General features: G+C 34.2%; 17 protein-coding genes. 4 read left to right on the top strand and 13 right to left on the bottom strand.

Translation table 11 applies throughout. From position 1 onward, the window contains the following. The first annotated feature begins 87 nt into the window (after nt 1–87). On the top strand, nt 88–1,122 hold the full coding sequence (gene tsaD, locus P8H68_RS05590) for a tRNA (adenosine(37)-N6)-threonylcarbamoyltransferase complex transferase subunit TsaD (protein WP_300322396.1): 1,035 nt from the start codon (nt 88–90) through the stop codon (nt 1,120–1,122). Here the strand turns inward: tsaD and gldA are convergent. After that, a complete protein-coding gene (gene gldA, locus P8H68_RS05595) occupies nt 1,115–2,008 on the bottom strand; it encodes a gliding motility-associated ABC transporter ATP-binding subunit GldA (RefSeq protein ID WP_300322397.1) in 894 nt (297 codons plus the stop codon). The genes tsaD and gldA overlap by 8 nt on opposite strands. Before the next feature lie 144 nt (nt 2,009–2,152). Here gldA and lipB point away from each other — a divergent pair, with 144 nt between their 5' ends. Continuing rightward, entirely contained in the window at nt 2,153–2,848 is a 696-nt protein-coding gene (gene lipB / locus P8H68_RS05600; protein ID WP_300322398.1) for a lipoyl(octanoyl) transferase LipB, read from the top strand. 3 nt (nt 2,849–2,851) lie between these two features. On the opposite strand, the gene P8H68_RS05605 is transcribed toward lipB, so the two are convergent. The 3 genes from P8H68_RS05605 to porU form a co-directional block, all read right to left on the bottom strand. Next, entirely contained in the window at nt 2,852–3,916 is a 1,065-nt protein-coding gene (locus P8H68_RS05605; protein WP_300322412.1) for a 3-oxoacyl-ACP synthase III family protein, read from the bottom strand. 157 nt (nt 3,917–4,073) lie between these two features. Beyond that, nucleotides 4,074–5,216: a type IX secretion system outer membrane channel protein PorV gene (porV, locus tag P8H68_RS05610; RefSeq protein ID WP_300322399.1), complete on the bottom strand. Its 1,143-nt coding sequence runs from the start codon at nt 5,214–5,216 to the stop codon at nt 4,074–4,076. A gap of 20 nt (nt 5,217–5,236) precedes the next feature. Further along, on the bottom strand, nt 5,237–9,067 hold the full coding sequence (gene porU / locus P8H68_RS05615) for a type IX secretion system sortase PorU (RefSeq protein WP_300322400.1): 3,831 nt from the start codon (nt 9,065–9,067) through the stop codon (nt 5,237–5,239). 197 nt (nt 9,068–9,264) lie between these two features. Here porU and gldJ point away from each other — a divergent pair, with 197 nt between their 5' ends. Both gldJ and murF read left to right on the top strand, forming a co-directional pair. After that, entirely contained in the window at nt 9,265–10,971 is a 1,707-nt protein-coding gene (gldJ, locus tag P8H68_RS05620; RefSeq protein ID WP_300322401.1) for a gliding motility lipoprotein GldJ, read from the top strand. Between the two features lie 70 nt (nt 10,972–11,041). Then, nucleotides 11,042–12,292 carry a UDP-N-acetylmuramoyl-tripeptide--D-alanyl-D-alanine ligase gene (gene murF, locus P8H68_RS05625; RefSeq protein WP_300322402.1) on the top strand — a complete coding sequence of 417 codons (1,251 nt, stop codon included), beginning with the start codon at nt 11,042–11,044 and terminating at the stop codon, nt 12,290–12,292. Here murF and P8H68_RS05630 read toward each other — a convergent pair. From P8H68_RS05630 to P8H68_RS05670, 9 genes are all read right to left on the bottom strand, one after another. Then, nucleotides 12,281–13,135, bottom strand: a complete 855-nt coding sequence (locus tag P8H68_RS05630; RefSeq protein ID WP_300322403.1) for a BadF/BadG/BcrA/BcrD ATPase family protein — start codon at nt 13,133–13,135, stop codon at nt 12,281–12,283. The two genes, murF and P8H68_RS05630, sit on opposite strands and share 12 nt — an antisense overlap. Nucleotides 13,136–13,281: 146 nt before the next feature. Next, a complete protein-coding gene (locus P8H68_RS05635) occupies nt 13,282–15,138 on the bottom strand; it encodes an alpha-amylase family glycosyl hydrolase (RefSeq protein WP_300322404.1) in 1,857 nt (618 codons plus the stop codon). Between the two features lie 3 nt (nt 15,139–15,141). After that, nucleotides 15,142–16,806 (bottom strand): alpha-amylase family glycosyl hydrolase, encoded by a 1,665-nt coding sequence (locus P8H68_RS05640; protein WP_300322405.1) that lies wholly within the window; start codon nt 16,804–16,806, stop codon nt 15,142–15,144. Next, nucleotides 16,797–19,166, bottom strand: a complete 2,370-nt coding sequence (locus tag P8H68_RS05645; RefSeq protein WP_300322406.1) for a TIM-barrel domain-containing protein — start codon at nt 19,164–19,166, stop codon at nt 16,797–16,799. Before P8H68_RS05645 ends, P8H68_RS05640 begins: the two co-directional genes overlap by 10 nt. Nucleotides 19,167–19,172: 6 nt before the next feature. Next, nucleotides 19,173–20,141: an alpha/beta hydrolase-fold protein gene (locus P8H68_RS05650; protein ID WP_300322407.1), complete on the bottom strand. Its 969-nt coding sequence runs from the start codon at nt 20,139–20,141 to the stop codon at nt 19,173–19,175. Between the two features lie 3 nt (nt 20,142–20,144). After that, entirely contained in the window at nt 20,145–21,965 is a 1,821-nt protein-coding gene (locus tag P8H68_RS05655; RefSeq protein ID WP_300322408.1) for a glycoside hydrolase family 13 protein, read from the bottom strand. A 58-nt stretch (nt 21,966–22,023) separates the two neighbouring features. After that, nucleotides 22,024–24,348: a glycoside hydrolase family 65 protein gene (locus P8H68_RS05660; RefSeq protein WP_300322409.1), complete on the bottom strand. Its 2,325-nt coding sequence runs from the start codon at nt 24,346–24,348 to the stop codon at nt 22,024–22,026. A 133-nt stretch (nt 24,349–24,481) separates the two neighbouring features. Then, nucleotides 24,482–25,135: a beta-phosphoglucomutase gene (gene pgmB / locus P8H68_RS05665; RefSeq protein ID WP_300322410.1), complete on the bottom strand. Its 654-nt coding sequence runs from the start codon at nt 25,133–25,135 to the stop codon at nt 24,482–24,484. Between the two features lie 2 nt (nt 25,136–25,137). Beyond that, nucleotides 25,138–26,511, bottom strand: coding sequence for an MFS transporter (locus P8H68_RS05670; RefSeq protein WP_300322411.1), 1,374 nt, complete (start codon nt 26,509–26,511; stop codon nt 25,138–25,140). Nucleotides 26,512–26,689: the final 178 nt, after the last annotated feature.

Raw genomic sequence — 26,689 nt, forward strand, 5'->3', positions numbered from 1 at the left:
AAAATTCTAGTTAGTATTTTTCTTATTCGTACGATATGCTTTAACTTTGTTTCCTGTTTGCAAAAAGGATGCCTAAATATTTTTATTATGTCTAAAACACCCGTTTATATACTCGCTATTGAATCTTCATGTGATGACACAAGTGCATCCGTGATCTGTAATGACAAAGTTCTTTCAAACACCGTTGCAAATCAAGCAATTCATGCAGAATATGGTGGTGTTGTTCCAGAACTTGCTTCTCGTGCACATCAACAAAATATAGTACCGGTAGTTCAACAAGCAATTCAAAAAGCAAATATCGACAAAAAAGACTTAAATGCCATAGCTTTTACAAGAGGACCTGGATTAATGGGATCTTTGTTAGTCGGGACTTCTTTTGCCAAGTCTTTGGCCTTATCTTTAGACATTCCCCTATTAGATATAAATCACATGCAAGGCCACGTTCTTGCTCATTTTATTGATGAAGAAGATTCTAAAAAACCGCCGTTCCCGTTTATCTGTTTGACCATAAGTGGAGGCCATACTCAGATTGTAAAAGTTGAAGATTATTTTAAGATGTCCGTTTTAGGAGAAACCATTGATGATGCCGTTGGAGAAGCCTTTGATAAATCGGCCAAAATATTAAACCTTCCTTATCCTGGCGGACCGCTGATTGATAAATACGCAAAACAAGGAAACCCTTTGGCTTATAAATTCACGAAGCCAAAAGTAGGTCCAATGGATTTTAGTTTTAGCGGATTAAAGACAGCTTTTTTATATTTTATTCAAAAACAAGAAAAAGAGAACCCCAATTTCATTGAAGAAAATCTTTTTGATATTTGCGCTTCCTTACAGCATACGATAGTGACTATTTTAATGGATAAACTTAAAAATGCTGTCAAAGAAACAGGAATCAAACACGTTGCCATCGCCGGTGGAGTTTCTGCCAATTCAGAAATTAGAAAACGTTTAAAAGAAACAGAAAGTAAATACAAATGGACTACCTATATTCCTAAATTTGAATATACGACTGACAATGCCGGTATGATCGCTATTGCTGGCTATTATAAATATTTACAAAATAATTTTAGCGAATCTGGAGTTTCAGCCAATGCAAGAATGAAAGTGAATGACATTAATTAGTCAACTCATAAAACAAAGACTCTAAGTTTTTATTTTGAGTATTCATTTGAATGATTTTCAACCCATTTTCTGTAGCAAAATCAAAAACCTCAGAACGCATATCCTCCTTAATAACAAAACTTAATTGCCACGCTGATCCTCCAAGAGATTTTATATTTTTAATATTCGGGATACTTTTTAGGAAACGTTCTTCAATCTGATAATCAAACTCAACATCAATAACTTGATCTTGTTTATCTTTTAACGATTTCAAGTATTCATCGGCAACTATTTTACCTTTTTTTATCATTAACACTCTATCACAAACAGCCTCAACTTCTTGCATAATATGTGTAGAAAGCAATACTAGCTTGGTTTTCCCAAGTTCCTTAATCATAGTTCTAATTTCAATCAATTGATTCGGATCCAATCCTGTGGTTGGTTCATCAAGAATCAATATCACAGGATCATGAATCAAGGCAGCAGCAATCCCTACCCTTTGCTTGTATCCTTTGGAAAGTTCCTTTATCTTCTTGTGAGACTCAGACCCCAATCCAACTTTTGCAATGGAAGTATGAATTTCTTGTTTATCAACTCCATGAATTTCAGCGATAAAAGTTAAATACTCCAATACATACATTTCATTGTATAATGGATTAGACTCTGCTAAATACCCAATATTGTTCTGAACAAATTTTAAATCTTTTTTTACGGAGACACCTTCAACAAAAACCTCACCATCAAAAGAATTAATATACCCTGTAATAATCTTCATTAATGTCGATTTCCCAGCTCCGTTAGGCCCCAAGAAACCAACAACCTCACCTTTGGCTATTTTAAAAGACACATGATCAAGAGCTTTTTGACTTTCGTAGCTCTTTGATATATTATTTACTTCTATTGACATGAAATCCGTTTTGTACAAAAATACACTTTTAAACAAATTGAGTTCTTATGAAAACCTTAAAAAAACTAGTCTTTACCAAAGTCAGCGAAAGTCAGTTATTTTTCAGACCTTTGCAATCTGCAAAACAGGCATTTTATTAGTTACATGAACAAAAAAGTACAGATACAGGATTTAGGCTTAAAAGGTTACCAAGAGGCGTGGGATTATCAAGTAGAATTATTCGACGAGATTGTTGCCACAAAAATGCAGAATAGAAATAATAAAACTGAAAACCCTACAAATAACTTCTTACTTTTTGTTGAACATCCCCATGTGTATACCTTAGGAAAAAGTGGAGACCTTAGTAATTTGCTTTTAAATGAAAAACAGTTGGAGGCGAAAGGAGCTACCTTCTATAAAAGCAATCGAGGTGGAGACATTACTTACCATGGCCCTGGGCAAATTGTTGGTTATCCAATTTTAGATTTGGAAAATTTTTTTACTGACATCCATAAATATCTTCGATTTCTTGAAGAAGCCATTATATTAACTTTAAAGGAATATGGATTAAATGCTGAGCGTAGTAAAGGTGAAACCGGTGTTTGGTTTGATACAGAGACTCCGTTCGCTAGAAAAATTTGTGCGTTAGGTGTTCGATGCAGTCGATGGGTTAGCATGCATGGGTTTGCACTAAATGTAAATGTCGACTTAGGTTATTTTGATAATATCATTCCTTGCGGAATAAAAGGTAAAGCTGTGACATCAATGGAAGCGGAACTTGGTAGAAAAATTCCGGAAGCTGAAGTAAAGCAAAAAATCACGAAACATCTTGCGCAACTCTTTGAAATACAGTTTGTATAAAGATTAAAATTTATACACCACTGCATTTATATTCATCCCTGCTCCTACAGAAGCAAAAATGACTACATCTCCTTGCTCAATTTTATGGCCTTCCATTTTATTACTTAAGATAAAATCCAATAAAGTAGGCACCGTTGCAACAGAACTATTTCCCAATTCATGAATACTCATAGGCATAATTCCTTCCGGAGCTTGAGATTTATACAATCGATAAAAGCGCTTGATAATTGCCTCATCCATCTTTTCATTCGCTTGGTGTATCAATATTTTTTTTACATCTGATATCTTATACCCACTTGCATCTAAAATCTCTTTCATTGCATTGGGCACATTATTTAAAGCGAATTCATAGATTTTTCTCCCATGCATTTTAATATATGACGTGTTGGCTTTTACATCCGTTTTGTAGGATTCTCCAAAAAACAAATAATTCGTTTCCTCCTCAGTAAAGGTTTTTGCACCGTAACTAATAATTCCTTTTTTATCAGAACTTTCAGTAGCTTGAATTATAACAGCACCAGCACCATCTGCATAAATCATAGAATCTCTATCATAATCATCAACCACCCTTGATAAAGTTTCTGTTCCGATTACAAGTATGTTCTTTGCCATACCCGACTTGATAAAAGCTTCTGCATGTATAATACCTTGCACCCAACCAGGACATCCAAATAACAAATCATAAGCAACACAATTTGTATTTAAAATTCCTAATTTATTTTTAACCTTGGATGCTAAACTTGGCAATGTATCCCCTTGAACACTCCCTTTTTTTACGTCTCCAAAATTATGAGCAACTATTATTTGATCGATGTCATTTTTGTTGATTCCAGCATTTTCAATTGCCTTCTCAGCTGCTATAGAAGCTAAATCAGAAGCATTTTGAGAATCTACTGCATAGCGCCTTTCCGCTATCCCGGTAATCTGTTTGAATTTATCAATAATAACTGAATTATCATTCTTAAAGGGAGTACCGTCTTCATTAAGAAAAGTACTATTCATAAAATCACTATTCTTTTTAATTTTTGAAGGTATAGAACTTCCAGTCCCAGTAATTACAGAATAAATTGCCATATAATCTTATTTAATCAACAAAATTGAAATTAGAAACGCTAAAATACGCACATAAGCAAAGCCACCAACATTTCATCAAAAAAAAATATCTTAAACCAAACAGGAAACCCGAATGATTTAAGATATTTCAATATTTTTGAACCAATTTTACTTAGAAGTTATCGTAAATATCTCCTAAATCAAATGACAAAGAAAAACGTAACGTACTTTCTAATGGGTTATATGCCGAGGCAGCATTTACCAAATATGATAAATCTATATTAAAGGCCTTCGCTTTTAAGCCACCACCCATAGTAAAATATTGCCTATTCCCTTTCATTTCACTCTCATGATAATATCCACCACGTAAAGCAAATGAATCATTGTAAACATATTCTGCACCAAAACCAATATTGACTTCTTGCATTTCCTCTCCAAATCCATAAGGTGCATCTCCAAAGGACTGAAACATTCCTTCTACCCAACCTACGTTGTCTTCTTTTCCTTTGATAACATTTCCACTTTCATCTCTAATTGGTGGTGTTGGCACTAACAATTTAGACAACTGTAATGTCAATGCCAGTGTATTATAGTTATCTATGATAAAATCAAATCCACCTCCTAAACGTAATTGAGTAGGAATAAAATCTTCTCTTCCTGCTGTATAAGATACTTTTGGCCCCATATTTGAAATATTAAAACCTGCACGAATTCTACCATTAAAGCTTCCATAGTTTCGTTCCGCTGACTGATAAAAACCAGATACATCTACCCCAAACCCATTGACTGTATTCAAGTTTTGATCTGTTCCGGTAATTTTAAAATCAGAACGCATATAACGCAACGCTACTCCCATTGAAAAATAATCACTCAATTTTAAAGCATAAGATCCAGATGCAGAAAACTCGTATGGATTTGCACTTCCCGTACTATTTCCTCCATCATCGTATAAATCAATATCCCCTAAAGAAAAATATCTAATATCAGCACCCCAGGCACTTCTTTCATCAATTCTATTAATAATAGATCCTCCTCCAACAAATAAACCATCCACTAAACTTTGTAGCCATGGAGTATAGTTCACCCCCACCGAATACTCAGAGGTATTAAAAGCCATTTTGGCAGAATTATGGTAAATTGAATTGGCATCTGATGTAGTTGCCACCCCAACGTCTCCTTGGCCCGCAGCTCTTGCATCAGATAATATCAATAGTAATGGAACTCCAGTTTGGATTGGATTTGGCTCAGGAGCCTGTGCTTTAACGTTTAAAACAACTCCCAAAAGAATCAAAAATACCCCTATTTTTCTTTTCATATCATTTATTTAATTTATGTTTATTGAAGCAATACTAATTTTTCAAATTTCTCGGCCTTAACGCCACTAATAACATTTGTAACTTCTATTTTATATACGTAAACTCCTTTACCAACTTTATCTCCGAAATCATCTTTCCCGTCCCAAGAAATAGTTCTAGACAAACTCCCTGTTGTTTGCACAACTTCAGATATTGATTTAATTAATTTACCTGAAACTGTGTACACATATATTTTCACATTTAATAATTCATTCGGTTGATTATGAGTAAACCAAAATTCCGTATAATTTACAAAAGGGTTTGGATAATTCAATACATTCTCCAGTACAAACTCATCACTACTTGTAACTGTAAATGTTAACGTTTTATCAGATGCATTATTGTATGTATCCCAAACTTTTAATTTCAGAGAATGTTCTCCAGGCTCCAATTTTCTCAATGTATAATTTACATTTCCTTTTGTAAAATCTCCAGTTTCAGCTTCATAAAACTCATTTAACTGAATTGGATTTCCTTCATCTCCATCTATAACAGCCGTAATAGCATGTCCAATAGCACCAGAAGATGTATTTATCCCACTATCATCAGATAATTTAGCTATCAGTTTCGGTATCGCACTTGTATTTCCACCATCTTGAAATGAATCGTCATTCAAAAACAATTCAATGCTCGGACCAACTAGATCCTCCTCTGCATCATCATTTACTCCACCTACAACAGTTGCCAAGTCATAGCCTCCCTTTCCTGCTTCGTCATCGAATGCATACAAACTAATTTTCCCTGCACCATACGAAATTTTGATATCTTTTGGAACAATGAAATCGAAATTAAAGACTCCATTCTTAATTTCAGACTTCCCTTTAAAAACGGCATTTTCTTGTGTTTCAAACTCCATAATCAATGGAGTTCCACTATTATCTGTAAATCCTTTATTGTTTAACGTTTCTCTATTTGTAGGTTTGTCGAAAATAGTTGTAGATAAGTTTCCGTTATATCCTGTCAAAATATTACCCTCTGAATCTCTAACTTCACCAGCAATATTAATTTTTGATAAGGCCTTTAAAGTATCACGTGGTTGACTTATATCCACACCATTTATATGAGTGATCGCAACACTTGGTCCAGGTCTGGCTAATTTCATTGCCGGATCTCCTAAGTAAAAAATAAAAAACCTTTGACTTAAACTTGGGCTTACCTCGTTTTTGGAATCCATCAAGTTTTCAGCAATGGTATTATCATTACCATCGTAACCTAAGATTTTTGGCATCAGAATTTTATTAAAATTCCTTCCATAAAAAATATACACTTCCCTTGTTGTGGATATCATATTACCAGTTCCACCAATCCTACTGGTAATCATTTCTTCTCCAGCAGTAAATCTCGCCGGGTTGTCAAATCTGGTAAAATCACAAGTGATTGTAATAAACAAAGGAGATTTTTCAAAGTTAACAAGCGACTTGATATCAGGAATCGTAAAAATTCTTTCAGATGCAAATCCTTGTTCTCCACCGTGCCCAAAATAATTAAAAAGCAACGTTCCTTTTTCTAATGAATTCGTTATGGCAGCATTTACATCAGGATATCTGGTTCCTCCCGTAGTTTGTTGCTTCACATATGCATCAGAATAAATTTTCTTAATATTATATTGTGGTTTATTTAAAACTATAGATTCTGCTATTTCATCCATATCCGTTTGAAACACAAATTCACTAGCATTATCTAAATCATCCGTTGCCAAAGTTATTTGGTTATGCCAATTCTCGAATGAACTATTATTATAATAAGCCAAGATTTTATCAACAACTATCGTTGCTTGAGCATCATCAGAAACCAAAATTCTTCCGGTAGCAACATCTTGCTTATCGGTAGATGTCATATTCCCCTCATTACTATCCATCATACCATAATAGTCATCCGTCACATAAGAATTCACAAGATCAAAACTCTCATAAGCCAAATACACAGGAACTATATTATTATTGCCCGAAATACGATCTTTATAGTCATAAGAAGAATCTCCAAACGTACATAGATACTTTATTCTATTATCATCACTAGTGGCATTATCGTATAAATATTTGACAAAATCCCTAATTGCAGTTACATCAGGACTCCCAGATCCAAATTCATTATATATCTGATTTAACGAAACTACTCTAGTACTTAAATTAGAATTTGAAGAATGATAGTTTGCCAATCGTTGTGCATGACTCACAAAGTTTTCTTTTGTTATGAGTAGATATTGAATATCTCTTAAGCCATGTAAATTTTGATTGGAAATTGCACCTTGCTGAACTACTTCAGGCAAATAAAAATTAGAATTACTAACTATATGATACTCTCCCAAGCTCCCTGAATTCTTTTTAAAACGAAAATCATCTCCGCCAGTTTGATTTATTAAGTTCTGAGGTTCTAAAGGGTTTGAAACATCCCAGATCATATTGACTTGATTTTTGTTCTGAACCACATACTCTAAAACCTTCGACGGCTCTTGAGATATAAAATTTCTAAATCCAAATTGATTTCCATCAGCAATTAAAAATCTATCCCCTATAACTTCAATATAATCCAAAAATGCCTCAGCACCTGGATTTCCGTTATTATTATACGCCAACTGAATATTCAATGAAGCGTCATCTATATCCAATTCCCCACTATTAACCGAAGCTCTAGCTTTGGTAATTCCCGATATTGCAGAAAAACTCAAATTAAATAAAGCAGTGCTGTTTACCGACACATTTAAGCTAGTTGCGGTTGTTGCGGTTGATGCAGCTCTCACTTTAAAATATACATCTTTTGCGGTGTCAATATTATTTAAGGAAAAAGAATAATTTCTAGTATTCTGAACTAAAAAAGAATCTCCAAACCATTGTTGTCCTGCTCCAATTAAATTCACTCTATCAACCTCGTTAAACAAATGGTCTTTAAATGTTGAAACTATATCTGTGGTGGTCTCTGTTACTTCTGGGGCATCTGCAACCCTTTTTCCTGGTCCTAAATCAACATTTAAAAAATAAAAGGCCTTTTCGGAATAAATATTTTTTCTATGAGAAATTGTATTCTCATTTTCTTTTATCCAATCGTGAGCTCCTTGTCCATAAAAAAGAACATAATCCGAATCGTTAAAAACACCATCAGCTTCCCCATTTACAAAAATTGCATTTTCTTGAATATCATCATGCCTGAAATCAGAATTTAAATTTGGCAACATTTCACCTCCATTCCCATAAATCCTTATATTTCTAGGATCTAATCCATCCGTTGAAACTCCCAAACTGTTTAAAAAAGTCTTATCCATTTTAAAAACACCTGTTTTGTCTATCGAAAATTTAAACCATGTTCCAGATGTCAAAACAGAATCAGAAAAATCTGATAAAGCTTCTGTTTTTTTTGCTTGAGTGTTTAATGTATACAACAAATCAAAAGACACAATTTTTCTCACAATATCCCCTTCTCTTATCATTGGTGTTATTGAAAAGGAAGCTGAGCGCATCTCATTCGCATACGATATATTCAAACTACTTTTTAAAGAAAATGGTATAGCTTCTATACTTATCTGTTGAAGAAACCGAGAATCAACCGTCTCATATACTACATTTTCTAAGGAATGATTTACCCCTGAAACATTTGCAGGAACTAACCAATTTTCGTAAAAAGAAGGAATTCCAGAAGCATCCAGAAAATTACCTTTCACAAGTGGGTATGTCAATTTTATACCATTTGACACTTCCAATTCTTTGCTCATTTCCCAATCCAATGAAATGGACTTTCTTATCGTTTTCTGAGAAAAACTTTTCAAAGAGAAGAACAATAGAAATATGTATAAAATTTTGATGATTTTTCCCGCCATATTATATTAAAATAGTCAAATTTGTTCAGGTCTGCAAGATATGACATAATAAAGAAATAAACGAATCGTTATTAAAAGACATTAAAACCAATTATTCTAATTAAAACAATAGGATTTTTAACATCTATTTATTGCAAAAAACCATAATTAGTGTAAATTGCGACAAGATTAGAATACCCCGTAATATAATATCAAATATGCAAAATTTGTTTAAGATAAAATATTTAGCCATTGCCCTATTATCAATAAGCATGGTGAGTTGTAGCGAAAGTTCTACATCAAACACAAATTCAACTACCTCTACATTAACGGGTTGGAAATTTAACGATCCTGATTATGGGGGATTTGCGATTAACAACAAATACAAAGAGCAAAAAACACCATTAGGAATGGTATTGGTTGAAGGAGGTACCTTCACCATGGGTAGTGTTCAAGATGATATTATGTCTGACTGGAATACGACTCCTAGAAGAATGCAAGTTCGTTCCTTTTATATGGACGAAGCGGAAGTTACAAACTCTGAGTATTTGCTATACCTTAAATGGTTAGAAAGAGTATTTCCTCCTAGGGTAGATGACTACAGCCATATTTATGAAGCTGCCCTTCCAGATTCATTGGTTTGGAGAAATGCAATGGGAAGTAATGAATCTTTGAGTGAAACATATTTGAGACATCCTGCTTATGCAAATTACCCAGTAGTTGGTGTAAGTTGGTCACAAGCAAATGATTTTTGCGAATGGAGAACGGATCGTGTAAACGAAAAAATATTAATGGATCTTGGATTGATTAAAAATTTATTTAACGAGGATTCCATTGTTGTAGAAGGTAAAAATCATTTCAATACAGAAGCGTATTACTCAAATCCAAATTTATTATTTGACGGAGATCCAACAATTTATGACAAAGGTCTTAAAAGTATTAGAAGATCCGATATAAAGAAGGATACAATTACTGGTAGAAAAGGAATGACAGGGCGTCACGTAAAACCAAGTGACGGAATTTTATATCCTGATTTTAGACTTCCAACGGAAGCGGAATGGGAATACGCTGCAAAAGCTCAAATTGAGAACAGAGACCGCAACAATTTAAGAGGAAGAAAAAAATATCCTTGGAAAGGAAGATATACACGTAATAATTCAACTAAAAACAGAGGAGATCAATTAGCTAATTTCAAACAAGGAAGAGGTGATTATAGTGGATTAGCCGGATGGAGTAATGATGGTGCGGACATCACCAACAGAATAAAATCGTATCCTCCGAATGCTTTTGGTTTATATGACATGGCCGGGAATGTTGCCGAATGGGTGTATGATGTTTACAGACCCCATATTGATACTGAAATGAACGATTTTAATTATGTTAGGGGAAATCTTTTCATGAAAAAATCAATTGACGCAGATGGAAATGTAATTATTGCAGATTATGAGGATGTTATATATGATACACTTCCTAACGGTAGAATTATTTCGAAAAACGTCCCTGGAAAAGTTATCTATGAGCCCATCACAAAAGAGGATGCTCAACTTAGATCAAACTACACACAATCGGACAATTCTAGTTTAGGAGATGGAGACCTTTCGAATTCGAGACATTATAGTATTGATTTGACAGAAACAGACAACGTTCCGAGAATGTACAATTCACCTTTAGATCCTGTTACTACATTTGACTATGAAACAGGTGAATTTGAAACTAAATATGATGACAAAAAGCGATCTACATTGATTGGAGACCGTACAAGAGTCTACAAAGGAGGCTCTTGGAGAGATCGAGAATTTTGGTTAGACCCTGCACAAAGAAGATACTTGCCTCAATACATGGCAACAGAGTTTATCGGCTTCCGTTGTGCATTAGATAAGGTTGGTAATATGACTCAATCTAGAAAAACACAATTCAACAAATAACAACTACAATAATTCAACAGAAAAGACCTTACTAAAATTAGTAAGGTTTTTTTGGTAAATACATCTACATATGCAAACGGCAAAACTATACGAGCTTTTCAGATCAAGTCACGGAATAACAACGGATACGAGAACCATAGAAAAAGACAGCATATTTTTTGCTCTTAAAGGTGACAATTTCAATGGAAATGCTTTTGCTCAAAATGCTTTGGAAAAAGGTGCCGCTTTCGCCATTATCGACGAAGAAGAGTTTAAGACTTCTGAGAAAACTATATTGGTAGCTGATGTTCTTGAAGCGCTTCAAAAACTAGCTAACTTCCATAGAAAACAACTAAACATACCTATTTTATCATTAACCGGTAGTAACGGAAAAACAACTACTAAGGAATTGATTAATGCGGTACTCTCCCAAAAACATAAAACAACAGCAACGATTGGTAATTTGAACAATCATATTGGGGTTCCTTTGACCCTTTTATCTTTAAAGGAACAAACTGAATTTGGTATTATTGAAATGGGTGCCAATCATCAGAAAGAAATAGCCTTTTTATCAAACATTACAGAGCCTAACTTTGGTTATATCACAAATTTCGGAAAAGCGCATTTAGAAGGCTTTGGCGGAATTGAAGGAGTTATCAAAGGAAAATCAGAACTATATACTTTTATAAAAGAAAACAATCAAAAGGTTTTTGTCAATACAAATGACACAATTCAAAAAGAGCTTACCCAAGGGATGAATACCATTCCATTTGGAAGTTCGACGGGACTAATCCAAAACGCGCCTTTTTTAAAAATTTCCTATAAAGACTTAGAAATAAAAACGAATCTAATTGGAGAATATAACTTCTCCAATATTAGTGCAGCTATTGCTATCGGAGAATACTTTAATATTGAAGCTTCAAAAATCAAAGAAGCAATTGAAGCGTATGTTCCAACGAACAACAGATCACAAATTATTTCAAAAAAATCTGCTCAAATAATATTGGATGCCTACAATGCGAATCCTACCAGTATGGATGCTGCCTTGAACAATTTTGAAAAAACTGTGGCTAAAAACAAAGTAATTATCCTGGGAGACATGTTTGAATTGGGAGATGCCAGTGATTTTGAACACCAAGAAATTGTTAACAAAGTTGAATCACTAGACTTTGGTGAGATACATTTAATTGGGCAATATTTTGATAAAACAAAAGCCTCAAAAGCGAATTTACATTCAACCTTTGAAGCTTTCAAAAATTCTTTCATTCCTCAAAAAGCTACCTATTTAATCAAAGGATCTAGAGGTATGGCCTTAGAAAGAACATTAGAGTTATTTGATTAAAAACTCTTTGTGGTATTTTATCAAATTATCTATCGGACGCTGAATAGCACCTGCTAAATTTAATTCATATTTGCCCGCTACTTTTTCCAAAATATCATAAAAGTAGTGTGCAATAGAACCTATGAAATATATTGGAGTTGACTTATCCTTTTTAAATGGCAACACTCTTGAAATAAAGAATTCATCGAATCCGGACTCCATTAAATCTTTTACATATTGCTCTTCTTTAAACTGAAACATAAAGCTCGCAAAATCTGCTAAATACGTATTCGGGTTTGGTTCTTTGTATAAATGATGTTTGATCGTATCTGGTGACAAATCATAAGATTCTTCAAACTTTTTAGCAATATGATCCGGCATTGTTTTATAATAATAATTGCGAATCAATCTTTTACCAAAATAATTCCCACTAGCCTCATCCATCAACATATAACCCAATGAAACAGTGTTCATATGTGTCTTCTCACCATCATAATAACAGCTATTAGAGCCTGTTCCTAAGATACATACAATTGCAGGATCACTACCTGTAGCAGCATAAACTGCAGCCAACATATCCTCTTCAACAACAACCTCAGCGTTTGGAAAAAGATCTTCGAAAAGATCTTTCAAAATTTTTGTTGCGACAACAGTTCCACATCCGGCTCCGTAAAAGAAAATTTGCGTTACTTTATCTAAATTTTCAGAAAATTCTTTTGCCGAAAGTACTCTTTCTTTCAAAACTTTTTCTTCAACAACTGCAGGGTTCAAACCAGGGGTTCTTACCTTAAACAATTGATTTTTATTTTCATCTAAAGCAATCCAATCTACCTTAGTTGAACCTCCGTCTGCTATTAAAATCATAAGTTTTCGTTTAATTTTCATCAAATATATTATATCATATTTGAACTGACAACAACTATCGATACTATATCGATTTCGAAACTACGAACGACATAAAAAGCCTTTAAACACATGCAATACATGTATTTAATACGTTTAAAACACCTTTATTTAATCTTAAAAATTAAGGAACCTAACGGATCTAATTTTACGGGAATAATACCTACTCCATTTTCTATTTTTAATACTGTTTTGTTTCCGTAAAGTTGATCTATCAACTCATAAGAGTTTTTCGTCAATTTCAATTCAGCGATCAACTCTTTTGGAAGTAGCATTTTGAATTCTTTAGACGAATTTTCAAAATTAGAGATAATAAAAAGACGTTCTAATTCTGACCAACGCGCAAATGAGAATACTTTATTAGAATCGTACGATTTTAATTTTCTATTGTAAGTATGAAGATCATAATACGATCCCATCAAGGCGGAACTTGACAATGTAAAATTCATTAACGTTTTGTAAAATTCTCGCAAACTTTTTTCCTCTTCAGATAGTTGACCTCCATCAAATGCTCCTTCATTCATCCAACGCTGATGTGCAGGAACACCAATATAATCAAAAATAGAAGTTCTCGTTGGAGTTCCAAACCCAGCATTTTCTTCTGCTTTTTCACCTACTTCCTGACCAAAATAAATCATTGTAGGTGATGTTGTCAAGGTTGCCGAAACAACCATTGCTGGGTTTACTTTTTTAGAATCTCCTCCAAAATCCGGGCTCGCAAAACGTTGCTCATCATGATTCTCTAAAAAATGCAGCATATGATGTTCAATATCATCTAAACTATGAAGAATCTCCGGAATAGCATCTGTACTTCCATGACCCCTAACAATTCCTTTGATTGTGTCATAAAGAGCTACTTTATCGTACAAATAATCCATCTTTCCTTTATGAATATAATCTCTATACAACGCCGGGTTATAAACCTCAGCTAAAAGAAATGCATTCGGGTTTTTCATTTTTATGGATGAATTCATATAACTCCAAAACTCAACGGGTACCATTTCTGCCATATCATATCTAAAACCATCTACTCCCTTTTCTAACCAGAAAAGGGCGATATCCTTGTATTTATCCCAAGAATCAGGTATGTCTTGTTCCTTCCAAAACGCATAGTGCTTTTGGTAAGATTCTTTATCATATCCTTCTGGTAAGGACTTAAAATCCTTCGTCCCATCAGGTTTTATTCCATAATTAATTTTCACGGTCTCATACCAATCATAAAAATGTGGCTGAGCCAGTCTAGAACCATTACCTGTCCATTTCGCAGGTCTTTCAAAAAACGCTCCATCAATATCTTTATTTAATTCTCCTCCTAAAGGTTTGTAATCATTTAACGGTGTGGGCACCTTAAAATCTTCTCCTTTTACGTAATAAAAGTTGTTGTTTTTTGCATACACTACACTCGTATCATCGTTCGCTCCAAAATCAACAACTCCTTCTGGATTCGATTTACCCTCATATTTTCTAGCAATGTGATTTGGTACGATATCAATAATCACCTTCATTCCCGCTTTATGTGTTCTTGCAGTTAAATCCTCAAACTCCTGCATTCTATTTTCAGGATTCACAGCTAAATCAGGATCTACGTTATAATAATCTTTAACGGCATAAGGAGAACCGGCTCTACCCTTTACCACATCTGGATCATCATTAGAAATACCAAACTCGGTATAATCTGTAACCATCGCATGATGTAATACTCCAGTATACCAAATATGTGTGACTCCTAATTCTTTGATTTCCTTTAAAGCTTTGTCTGTAAAATCTTCAAACTTCCCTACACCGTTTTCTTCCAGAGTACCCCAGGGCTTATTTGTAGAATTTGTATTCCCAAATAACCGTGTAAAAACTTGATACACTACTTTTTTTTCCTCTTTTTCAGAAGACAATTCTTTTTTAGACCTTTCCATAGTACACGCACAAAATATCAATAACACCAATAAACAGCTACTTACTTTTTTCATAATTTAATTTTTCAATGCTAATAAAACAATATCAAAAGGAGAATCTATCTCAACGCTCCCATTTCTCACAGTCACCTCACTATTAGAGTATTCATCAAACAAAACAGCTCCATCTTCATAAACAGATCCAACACTCAATTTTTTTACTCCCTTAGGTTGGTCCAAACCAACTACAACTTTATCTTCATAGGTACCTTTCTTATAAATCCGAGAAAAACTATATGGCTTTTCTGTGATCATCGTATGAACACCAGCACCAACACTCGGGTGCTGAGTTCTAAAGTTCCCTAACTTCCCCCAATGAGTTATTTTTTGTTGGGTTTCTTTAGCATTCTCAATGGCATCCCAATTCATAAGAGATCGCAAGGTTGCATCCCCATTTGTATTTTCAATAATCAGTGGTCTATCCGACTCATCTCCATAATAAATTTGCGAAATCCCAGGGGTCAACAATAATTTTATCGCTGATTCATAATTTTTTTCCCTTTTCGCATCAAAAGGCTGTCCATCATCGTGAGATGTAAAATAATTCATCACTGATTTCCCTTTGAGCTCACCATTCAAGATAGCACTATACCTTGAAAATAATTCTTCATAACTACTTTCAGCATTGTACTTAAACTCAAAGTTTATGACACTATTAAATCCATTATCATAATAATTCACCTTTTTATCACCAAAATCAAAAGCTGTGGCAGTGCTAATATTAAAATTATAAACTTCAGCAACCGTAAAAAAGTCATTATCGTCTAAAACTTTCTCTGGATTGTTTTTTTTCCAAACATCGAATGAATAATTACATAATTCCTTAAACTCTTTCCAAATAGACTCTTCCGTGTGTTTTACCGTATCTACACGATATCCATCTATCCCAAATTCTTCTATGTAATCCGTAAGCCATTTCATGATGTAAAACCTAGGCGCTTTTGGCAAACCTGTCCTATCAAAAAAGACTTTTAATTCGGCCATTTCCGTTTCATACCTGCCTTCTGACTTCCATTTGGCTACTAATTCTTTAGGCAATGCAACAGCTTGATCCGATTCTGTTTTGATATCCGGAAGGTTTTCTACCAAAGTGCAAGACACTGTTGTTTCATAATTTTTATAGGTACATGCTGGACTTGTTCTAACCCATTCACTTTCCCATGCAGGATCTAATTCCGTACTAGGCCCGGTATGATTAATAACAGCATCTAGCAACACACGAATTCCATGTGCATGTGCCGTTTCAATCATTTGCTTTAAATCTTCTTTGGTTCCAAAATTGGGGTCCAATACAGTCCAATCCTTCATCCAATAACCGTGATAACCATAGGTATTACCTGTCCCTTCATCCACAAAACCATGTACCTGTTCCATTAAAGGTGTCATCCAAATAGCATTTACTCCCAACCTATCAAAATAGCCCTCTTCAATTTTCTTGGTAATTCCTTTCAAATCTCCCCCTTCAAAACCTCTTAAAACACCCGTTTCTGAATCTCTTCCAAAATGAGTATCATTGGATGTATCTCCATTATGAAAACGATCCGTTAGCATGAAATACACATTTGCAGCTTCCCAAACAAATGGAGCTTCAGCTTTATCCGTTTTTTCATTACCACAAGAAGTCATCAATAAACTCAGCAGTAATAAAGTCAGAAAGTTTATGTTCTTATATTTTACAAGCATATCTTAATTTTATCTTTTTTCTCAATTTTTGATACTACACTCAATTTATTATCTACGTAAGTAAACGCTACTTTTTTCCCATTTACTAAAACCTTTTTAGGAGAGTTTTCTAGAGCATGAATGATCAAGGTCATCTCTTTTGGAATTCTGTTATTCAAACTACCTATTTCTGATTTCACAGAAATATTAATTTCATTTGACTTTAGCTCACTTGTAAATCTAATAATTTCATATACCCCATTTTCAAAAGCTTTTGGAGTCTTTCCATTATCCTGATATAATTCCCCATTACTTTCTTTGACAACCTGATCATAATAAAAATGCAAATCAAATCGCTCTAAAGAATAGTCCTCTGTTGTTTGAATCGTTTTGATCATTGGTATAAAAGCACCTCCTCTGATAAAAACAGGAATATGCTCCTTTACTAAAACTACCTCATGCGTATTACCTGCGATGAATTTTTTATCCGAGTAAAAATCAAACCAATTATTTGTTTTTGGGAAATATATAGTATCGCTTTTCTGCCCTTTTTTGACAATAGGATGTACTAAAATATCTTTCCCCCATAAATATGTATTTGAAACTGAAAACATAGATGTATTGTCAGGCTCTTCAAACAATAACGGACGCATCAAAGGTGTTCCATTCTGGTTGTTTTCAAAGGCAATAGTATAATTATAGGGCAACAATTGATAGCGTAATTCTATAGCGCTTTTAGCTAATAATTTTGTTTCTTCCTTTTTAAAAATAGGTTCCGAAGCCAATTCTTCCTGTGCATGAGGTCGAAACACAGGTTGAAAAACTCCATATTGCAACCAACGTGTATACAGCTCATCATCTTCATAATTACCGGCAAAACCACCCAAGTCAGAATGCATATATGCCATTCCCTGCATCCCCATTTGCAAAGCTATTTCCATTTGAGATTGCAATCCACCCCAGGTTCTGTTCACATCACCCGACCATGGAATCATTCCAAATCTTTGAGACCCCGAATAGCCTGCTCTCATTAAAATAAAAGGGCGTTTTTCAGGAAAATCCTTTTGATAGCCCTCAGCAACCAAACTTGCCCAATAATGACCATATACATTATGAACCTCATCAGCAGTACCTGTGGAATGCATCAAATCTGAAGGATGCACTTCAGGTTCTCCTAAATCACCCCACCAACCAGCAACTCCCCAGCTTGTGAATTCCTTATAAATCTCCCAAAACCAACTTTTACCTTCTTCCTTAAAAATATCAATAAGCCCAGTGGTTCCAAAATAAAAATCATAGACATAAGGTGCTCCTTTATTATTTTTTGCAAGAATTTCTTTTGCTACGGCCTCCTCCCATTTTTTGGAGGTATTCAGCACAAAAGGCTCCGTAATCAATACCGTTTTTACACCTTCCTCTTTAAAATCTGCAATCATTTTTTTAGGCGTTGGAAAAGAATCTTTTAAAAACTCAAAATTCCCCATAGTCCCTTGGATATCTTTCCCAAACCAATACAAGTCTAAAATAATAGCATCCAAAGGAATCTCATCTTCCTTAAATTTTGCCACTACTTCTCTAGCCTCTTGCTCTGAATGATACCCAAATCTACTAGCAAAATTTCCCAAAGCCCATCTTGGTGGTAAGGGTTGTTTCCCTGTTAAACTTGTGTAAGAATTTAAAATCTGTTCCCAAGAATCTCCAACGACAATTTGATACGTTTTTTTCCCTCCAATGGTTTCATAGTTCAATGTATTATCCTGAGCACTATCCAGATCCAAAAACCCAATTTGAGGATTGTCAAAATGAAGCAAATATTTATTTGATGATAAAACAATTGGCATCGTGAAATTCATCAATTTAGAATGCGTTTCATAACCATAATCTGCTCTGTTATATAACTCCAATCGATGCCCTCTTCTATTCATCCCTAAAGCTCTTGCACCTCCCCCATAAAGAGCTTCAGATGGGTCTAGTTTAAAATTCAAAACCTCTAAGGAATCTTTATTTATATAACCTTTTCCTTCAGAAATTATTTTTTGATCTTTATAAAAATAATTTATTTGAAAGGGGGACTTTGTCAGTTTCATGGAGATACCTTTTGTAGATAATTCCAATACATTTTCAGAATCTTTTACTTTATGGGATACCTTTTTTGGCTCCAGTACAACAGCGTGAGATTCTTTTATTTCAGATTCCTTCTCTGGAATAAAAGATGTTTCAATAATTTCTTCTGAAAGAGTCTTTAGAATATACACCCCATCATTGGTGTAAATTTTTACCTCAGAATTTTCCTCCGTAAATTTTTCGTACACTCTATCCGAATTTTGCCCTTGAATCATCAAGGTTACAGACAACAAACATGACAAGAAAAAGTATCTCATATATCTCTATTTTTTAAGTAAAAACTCTAAAGGGACTGCCAATCGCTTATTCCATGAATTCTCGGAATGACTGGCTCCTTCAAATTTTAAATTTCTATAATTCAATTCTGCATAACCTTTCGCTTTTAAAACCTCATCCACTCTATATTGATAAGGAATATAAGATGCATCAAGTGTTTCTGTTCCATAATCAAAATACAACTTATGAATCTCAGGATCAGGTAGATTTTGCGACATGTAAGAAAAAAAAGCTTCTGGGATAGGATTGTTTTCTGAAGTCCAAATACCAATCCAGTGCGTAGATAAACATCCAGCTGCCCCAAAAACTTGAGGGTATTCACTGATCGCATACATAGAAATCAAACCTCCCATACTAGATCCCAAAACAACTGTATTATCCGGCCCTTTTAATGTTGAGAAATTAGCATCTATTACAGGTTTTAATTCATCTACTATAAATTTCAAATAATTATCTGAATTGATTTCTTCCGTAAAAATAGGTTCAGAACCTCTTTTTACATTGTTTATAATGGAATCTTTAAACTTTTCTCCCAACGATTCAAACGGTTTATTGGGAAAATAATCTGAATGTCTAATATCTGCATGATTCCATATCGCAACAACAATGGTGTTTTTTATTTTATTTTGAGCCATTAAAGAAGCTACGGTCTCATCCACCTTCCATTCTTGTTTGTTCCAAGTTTGTGTACTATCAAACAACATCTGTCCATCATGCATGTACAAAACCGCATATCTATTCTCTGAATTATACGAATCAGGCAACCAAACATCCACATTTCTAGGTCTTACAAATTTTGAAGGAAAACTATCGATGCGTTTTATTTGTCCATTAGAAAGTTGTCGCGAATACTTTGAAAATTCGATCGAAATATTTTTTTCGGACGCTTTCTTAGGTTTCTCCTTACAAGAAAAAAACAAGACACTCACAACGCAAAAAACAAGTAATTTTCTCAAAAATTATAATTTAGTGGTTATAATATAAACTCCTTCTGAACTTAAATTTAATTCTTTATCCCAAATAAACTCTTCTTTGGAATGGATATTTTTCACAGATTCTCCATTCAATCCAATTTCAGAAAATCGATTCAAATCAAGTGTTATACTTTCCTTATTTTTATTCAAAATAATTGCCAATATTTCATCTTCAGATTTTCTAAACAAAACATAAACCCCGTCTTCAGGTGCAAAATGTATTGTTTTCCCATGATGGAGTGCTTGACTATCCTTTCTATAATTCAATAGCGTTTTTAGGAAGGATTGCATCTCTTTTTCTTGGGAGTTTAAACCTTCTCCAGTAAAAGCGTTTTTTTCATCACCACTCCAACCTCCAGGAAAATCCGTTCTTACCAAACCGTGATCTCCCGGTTTGTCAAAATCATTCATTAAAATTTCAGTCCCATAATATATTTGAGGAATTCGAGGCATACATAAGATATATCCCAATGCCATTTTGGTATGTTTCACATTTCCATTCAATTGAGTAAAAACACGACTCATATCATGATTATCAGCAAAAATCATAATATCTTTTGGTGTCGCATAATGAAAATCATTTGCCAGGCCTTCGTAGATTTTTACCAAACCTGTTTCCCATGTTTCCTCTTCATTAAACCCCTGAATAATTTTCCTTTGCATTGGAAAATCCATCGTAGAGGTCAGATTTGATTCATAACCGTCTTTGTTATTCGCTCCTGTTTGCCAATAACCAACTAACAGCGGATTGTAACTCCACTCCTCTCCTACAATACTAAAATTAGGATATTCTTCCATGATTGCTCCTGCCCAATCAGACATAAAATTCTTATCTGGATAGGGATAGGTATCTTGACGAATTCCTGCTAAATTCATAGTTTCAATCCACCAAATACTGTTTTGGATTAGATATTTTGCTAAAAAAGGATTTTTTTGATTTAAGTCTGGCATCTCCTGTGTAAACCAACCATCTGTCATCAATTCTGCATCTTTTTCAGAAGCATATATATCTTGATTGGTGGTTCGTTTATGATTTGAATAAGGCAATTCTTTTCCTTCTTCAAAATACTCTTGGTAATTTACCCAATCTTTAAAAGGCAAATCCTTCATCCACCAGTGTTCCAAACCACAATGATTTAATACTTGATCCATGATTAATTTCAATCCTTTATCTTCCATTTTTTCTGAAAGCAATCTATAGGATTCCATATCACCAAATCTAGGATCGACTTCGTAAAAATCTGTCATTGCATAGCCGTGGTAAGATTGCTTATGCATGTTATTCGTTAGTAAAGGACTTGGCCATACTGCCGTAAATCCCATATTTTCAATATAATCTAAATGTTCTATAATCCCCAAGATATCACCTCCATGGCGAGCATAGTTATCTTTTCTATCAATTTTTTCTTCTTTTAACCCTGCTACTATATCATTCGATACATTTCCGTTAGCAAATCTATCCGGAGTGATTAAATACAAGGCATCGGAACTATCAAAGCCCTCCCTTAATGCAGAGTTTTTCTTTCTACTTTTTAGTTCGTAGTTGATGGTAACGTCATTCAACACACCTTTCTTTTTGAATTTTATTTCAAAATTCATGGCAGTAGATTGTGAAAAGTCCAAATTTAAAAACAAATAGTTTTTATTTTCAGACTTATCCACGCTTACCAATCTAACTAACTTATCTTTCACAACCGGGGTATAATTTGATATCCCGGTTCCGTAAACCATTACTTGAACCTGATTGTATTTCATATCTGCCCACCAAAAGGCAGGTTCAACTTTTTTTATAATTTGTGATTGCATAACAATCGAAATTAGCAATACGAATACAGTGAATGGTTTTCTCATTATTATTTTTTTATTATGAAACTATTTCTCCCACAACTATTACATTTTCCTTAGCAGGAACCATAAATTCTTTGTCATCCATATAAACGGTGACATCTTTATCAGATTCATTTGTGAATTTACAATCGTTTTGAGTCTTCTCTACCATTAAAGTAGACCCTCTAAAATTGATTTTGAATGAATAAGATTTCCATTCCTGTGGAATTTGTGGATTGAACGTCAATCTAGCATCATCCCATACACGCATTCCTCCAAATCCTTCTACAATAGACATCCAAGTTCCTGCCATAGAGGTAATATGCAAACCTTCATGAACTTCATGATTGTAATCATCTAAATCCAAACGAGAAGTCCTCAAATATTGCTCATATGCTTTTGGCATTCTATCAATTGATGCAGCCAAAATTGAATGAATACAAGGAGACAAAGAAGATTCATGAACGGTTATAGGCTCATAAAAATCAAAATGCTTCTCAATTTCTTCTTTATTGAATTGATTTTCGAACATATAAAACCCTTGCAAAACATCGGCCTGTTTGATATAACAAGATCTTAAAATCCTGTCCCATGACCATTTTTGATTGATCGGTCTATTCTCCTTAGATAAATCTGAAACAGGAATCAATTCTTTATCAAGGAATCCATCTTGTTGTAAAAATACTTCATGCTTTTCGCTATAAGGGAAATACATATTGCTTGACACCTTTAACCAAGCTTCTATTTCTTCAACAGTTAAATTAGTCAACGCAATGATTCTTGAATAATCGCTAGTGTATTCCTTTTCAATTTTCTTTAAATTCTCTACAGCATATTCAATACACCATTTTGCCAAATAATTAGTATAAAAATTATTATTGATGTTATTTTCATACTCATTTGGACCTGTAACTCCTAAAATCACAAACTGATCTTTGTCTTCAGAAAAAGTAGCTCTTTGATGCCAAAAACGTGCAACACCAATCATTACTTCCATTCCTAACTCCGGAATATAGCTATAATCTCCCGTGTAATTAACATAGTTATTAATCGCATAAATCATGGCACCATTTCTATGAATCTCTTCAAAAGTAATTTCCCATTCATTATGACATTCTTCCCCATTCATAGTTACCATTGGATACAAAGCTGCTCCATTGGTAAACCCTAATTTCTCTGCATTCTCAATAGCTTTTCCTAACTGATTGTGTCGGTATACTAATAAATTACGAGCTACAACCGGATCCTTAGTTCTCATGTAAAACGGAATACAATAAGCTTCTGTGTCCCAATAAGTACTTCCTCCATATTTCTCACCTGTAAATCCTTTTGGACCAATATTCAAACGAGAATCTTCACCTGTATAAGTTTGACTCAATTGAAATATATTGAAACGAATCGCTTGCTGCGCTTTTACATCTCCCTCAATAACAATATCAGCAGTCTCCCAAGCCTTTGCCCAGTATACTATTTGCTCTTCCAAAAGAGTTTCAAATCCTTTAGCGGTAGCCTTATGTATTCCTTGTTTTGATTTGGTGTTTAGTTCGTCTATAGAATAATTCATAGAATGAACATAGCCACCATATTTATAGATAGTAAATGTTTCGTTTTCAGAAACACTACTTGTGTAAGTAAGAGCAATACTTTTTTCTTGCTTTGACACTGAAGGTTCCAATACTATTTGCTTACCTCCCAGATTCAATTCAATCTGCATACCTGTACTTACGTGATATTCTGTTTTTAAAGTTTTTGACAAAACAGAGGCATAGTTCCCATCCTGTTGAATATCTAAAACCTCCCAAAATAATTCATCATAGTTTGTATCTTCATTACTGATTCCACCATCTAAATAAGGCGTATAAGAAATCTCCCCTGAAAAATTCAAAGGTGTAACACTGTAACGAATTGCTCCAATTTCTGAACTTGTCATACTTAAAAATCGCAAAGCGTTTACTTTAACAATATTTCCATTTGACAATTCTGCTTGAAAAGAACGTTGCAACCAACCTTCTTTCATGTTCAGTTCGCGTTTAAAGTCAGAAACGTTCGCAGTATTCAAATCCAATTCTACCCCATTAATTAAAACATGGATTCCTATCCAGTTGGGAGCATTCAATACTTTTGCAAAATATTCAGGATATCCATTTTTCCACCATCCAACTCTTGTTTTATCCGGGTAATAAACTCCACCGATATAACTTCCTTGAAAAGTTTCACCAGAATACTTTTCTTCGAAATTTGCTCTCTGTCCCATCACTCCATTTCCTATACTAAAGATACTCTCTGAAGCAGTAACATTCTTAGGGTCAAAACCTTCTTCTAAGATTGACCATTCGTTTTCTATGATATAATTTTGATTCATTTCTAGATTTTTTACTGCCTGTATAGTTAGATAAAGGCAAAGTTTAACCTCAGAATGCGTTTTTGCACATCCAACCTTATTAAGATTTCACAATTTCTTAGACCTGAAATCTTAGTTTATAAAACTTATATGATTAATTCAATAATTCTTTTGCTAAAGCAACTGTCAGTTTTGCCGTACTATCTAACAAAACATCTGCTGCACCTAACATTTCTTCTTCCCCGATCCCAACACTTTTCATGTTAGCTCTTTTTGCCGCTTCAATTCCAGCAGCTGCATCTTCAATTACAATACAATTTTTTGGTTCTAGCTTCAATTTCTCGGCAGCTATTAAAAACACCTCTGGGTCTGGTTTTGCTTTGGAAACATCGTTACCATCAACGATAGCGGTAAAGGCATCCAACAAATTCACACCTTCTAAGATAACTCTAGCATTTTTACTTGCAGACCCCAATGAAAATGGGATTTTGTTTTCTTTCAAGAATGCCAGTAATTCTTTGATACCAGGTAATATTTCGCTTTCATCCATTTTAGCAACATACTCTAGATAACGAGTATTCTTTTCCTCCATGTATCTAACTTTTTCAGTATCAGATAGAGTCACATCACCCACTCCAAGAAGTATTTCTAAGGATTTCACCCTACTTACTCCTTTCAACAATTCATTGTGCTCTTCTGTAAAATTAATTCCTAACTGATTTGCCAGCTCCTTCCAAGCCAAATAATGGTATTTTGCAGTATCTACAATAACGCCATCCAAATCGAAAATAAATCCTTTTCCTTCCATAATTATTCTGGTAATTGATAAGAAATTGCATTCTTATCAGTAATTAGTAAATTACAAAGACCAGCTACAATAAGACTAATACCCGCAACAACCATTGCGTAAATAGACTCATCTCCTATTAATTTATATGCAAAATTTACACCCCCCAAGGCAGCAGTAATCTGAGGCAAAACAATAAACATATTGAAAATTCCCATAATCACCCCCATTTTCTTTGGGTCTACAGAGCTAGATAACATCGCATAAGGCATAGATAAAATACTACCCCAAGCAATTCCAATTAATGAAAAAGATAAAATCAACCACGATGGAGAAGGAATAAAATACATGGATAAAAATCCAACACCTCCTAAAATCAAAGATGACATGTGAACTATCTTTCTATTGATACGTTTTTTGGCAGTATACAATACCATCAGCAAAGCAAAACCCATAGAGGATAACCCATAGACTCCCATATACGAACCGACCAAATCAGCTGCACTCTGGTAACTTCCACTTGCTTTTAAATAAGCAGCCGCTTCAGATTCAATTTCCATATTGTACATGGCTTCAACCGGAGCTGGGGCATCAAATACAAATTCTGTCAAAGCAGGTGTTGCTAAACTCCACATCGTGAAAAACGCAAACCAACTAAAAAATTGCACCAGTCCTAACTTTCGCATCGTAGAAGGCATACTTCCAATATTTTCTTTGATATCAGATATAAATGTTCCTTTCTTCTTTTTCTCTTCTTCAAAAGCCTCCATGTCTTCTGGCGGATACTCTGAAGTAGTAAAAATGGTAAATAAAATACTGGTCATAAAAACAAACGCTCCAATACCGAAGGCTATTTTCACAGACATTGGCAACATTCCAGGTGCCGCCTCATTACTCACTCCTAAATAAGTGATAAACCAAGGCAAATTACTTGCAACCCATGTTCCAATACCAATAATAAGAGTCTGAACAACAAAACCATAAGATCGTTGAGAGTCATCTAATTTATCAGCAACCAAAGCCCTAAAAGGCTCCATGCTAATATTAATAGAGGCATCTAAGATCCAAAGAAAACCTGCTGCAATCCATAAAGTAGGAGAATGAGGGACTAAAAATAAAGCTATAGAACTTAATACCGCACCTATTAAAAAATACGGGCGACGACGCCCTAAACGAGGGTGCCATGTTCTATCACTTAAATATCCAATAATCGGTTGTACCAACAAACCCGTCAATGGGGCAGCAATCCACAATAAAGGTATATCATGTTCATCAGCACCTAACGTCTGAAAAATTCTTGACATAAAACCTCCTTGCAATGCAAATCCGAATTGGATTCCTAAAAACCCGAAACTCATGTTCCAGATCTCCCAAAAACTTAGAATTTTTTTCTTCATCTTATCTATATTTAACATTAATTGAATGTTATCAGCAATTTCAAAATTTAAAAATCAATTTATTGATTCTTGAAAACGTGAAATTTTGTGATATAAATATAGTAAGGACAGTAGCGTCTTTATCTATATTTTAATGTGTGAAGAGTGAAATATTGATAAAAATGAACGCTATGTTCGA

Source organism: Flavicella sp. (assembly GCF_029238425.1).
Lineage (GTDB): Bacteria > Bacteroidota > Bacteroidia > Flavobacteriales > Flavobacteriaceae > Flavicella.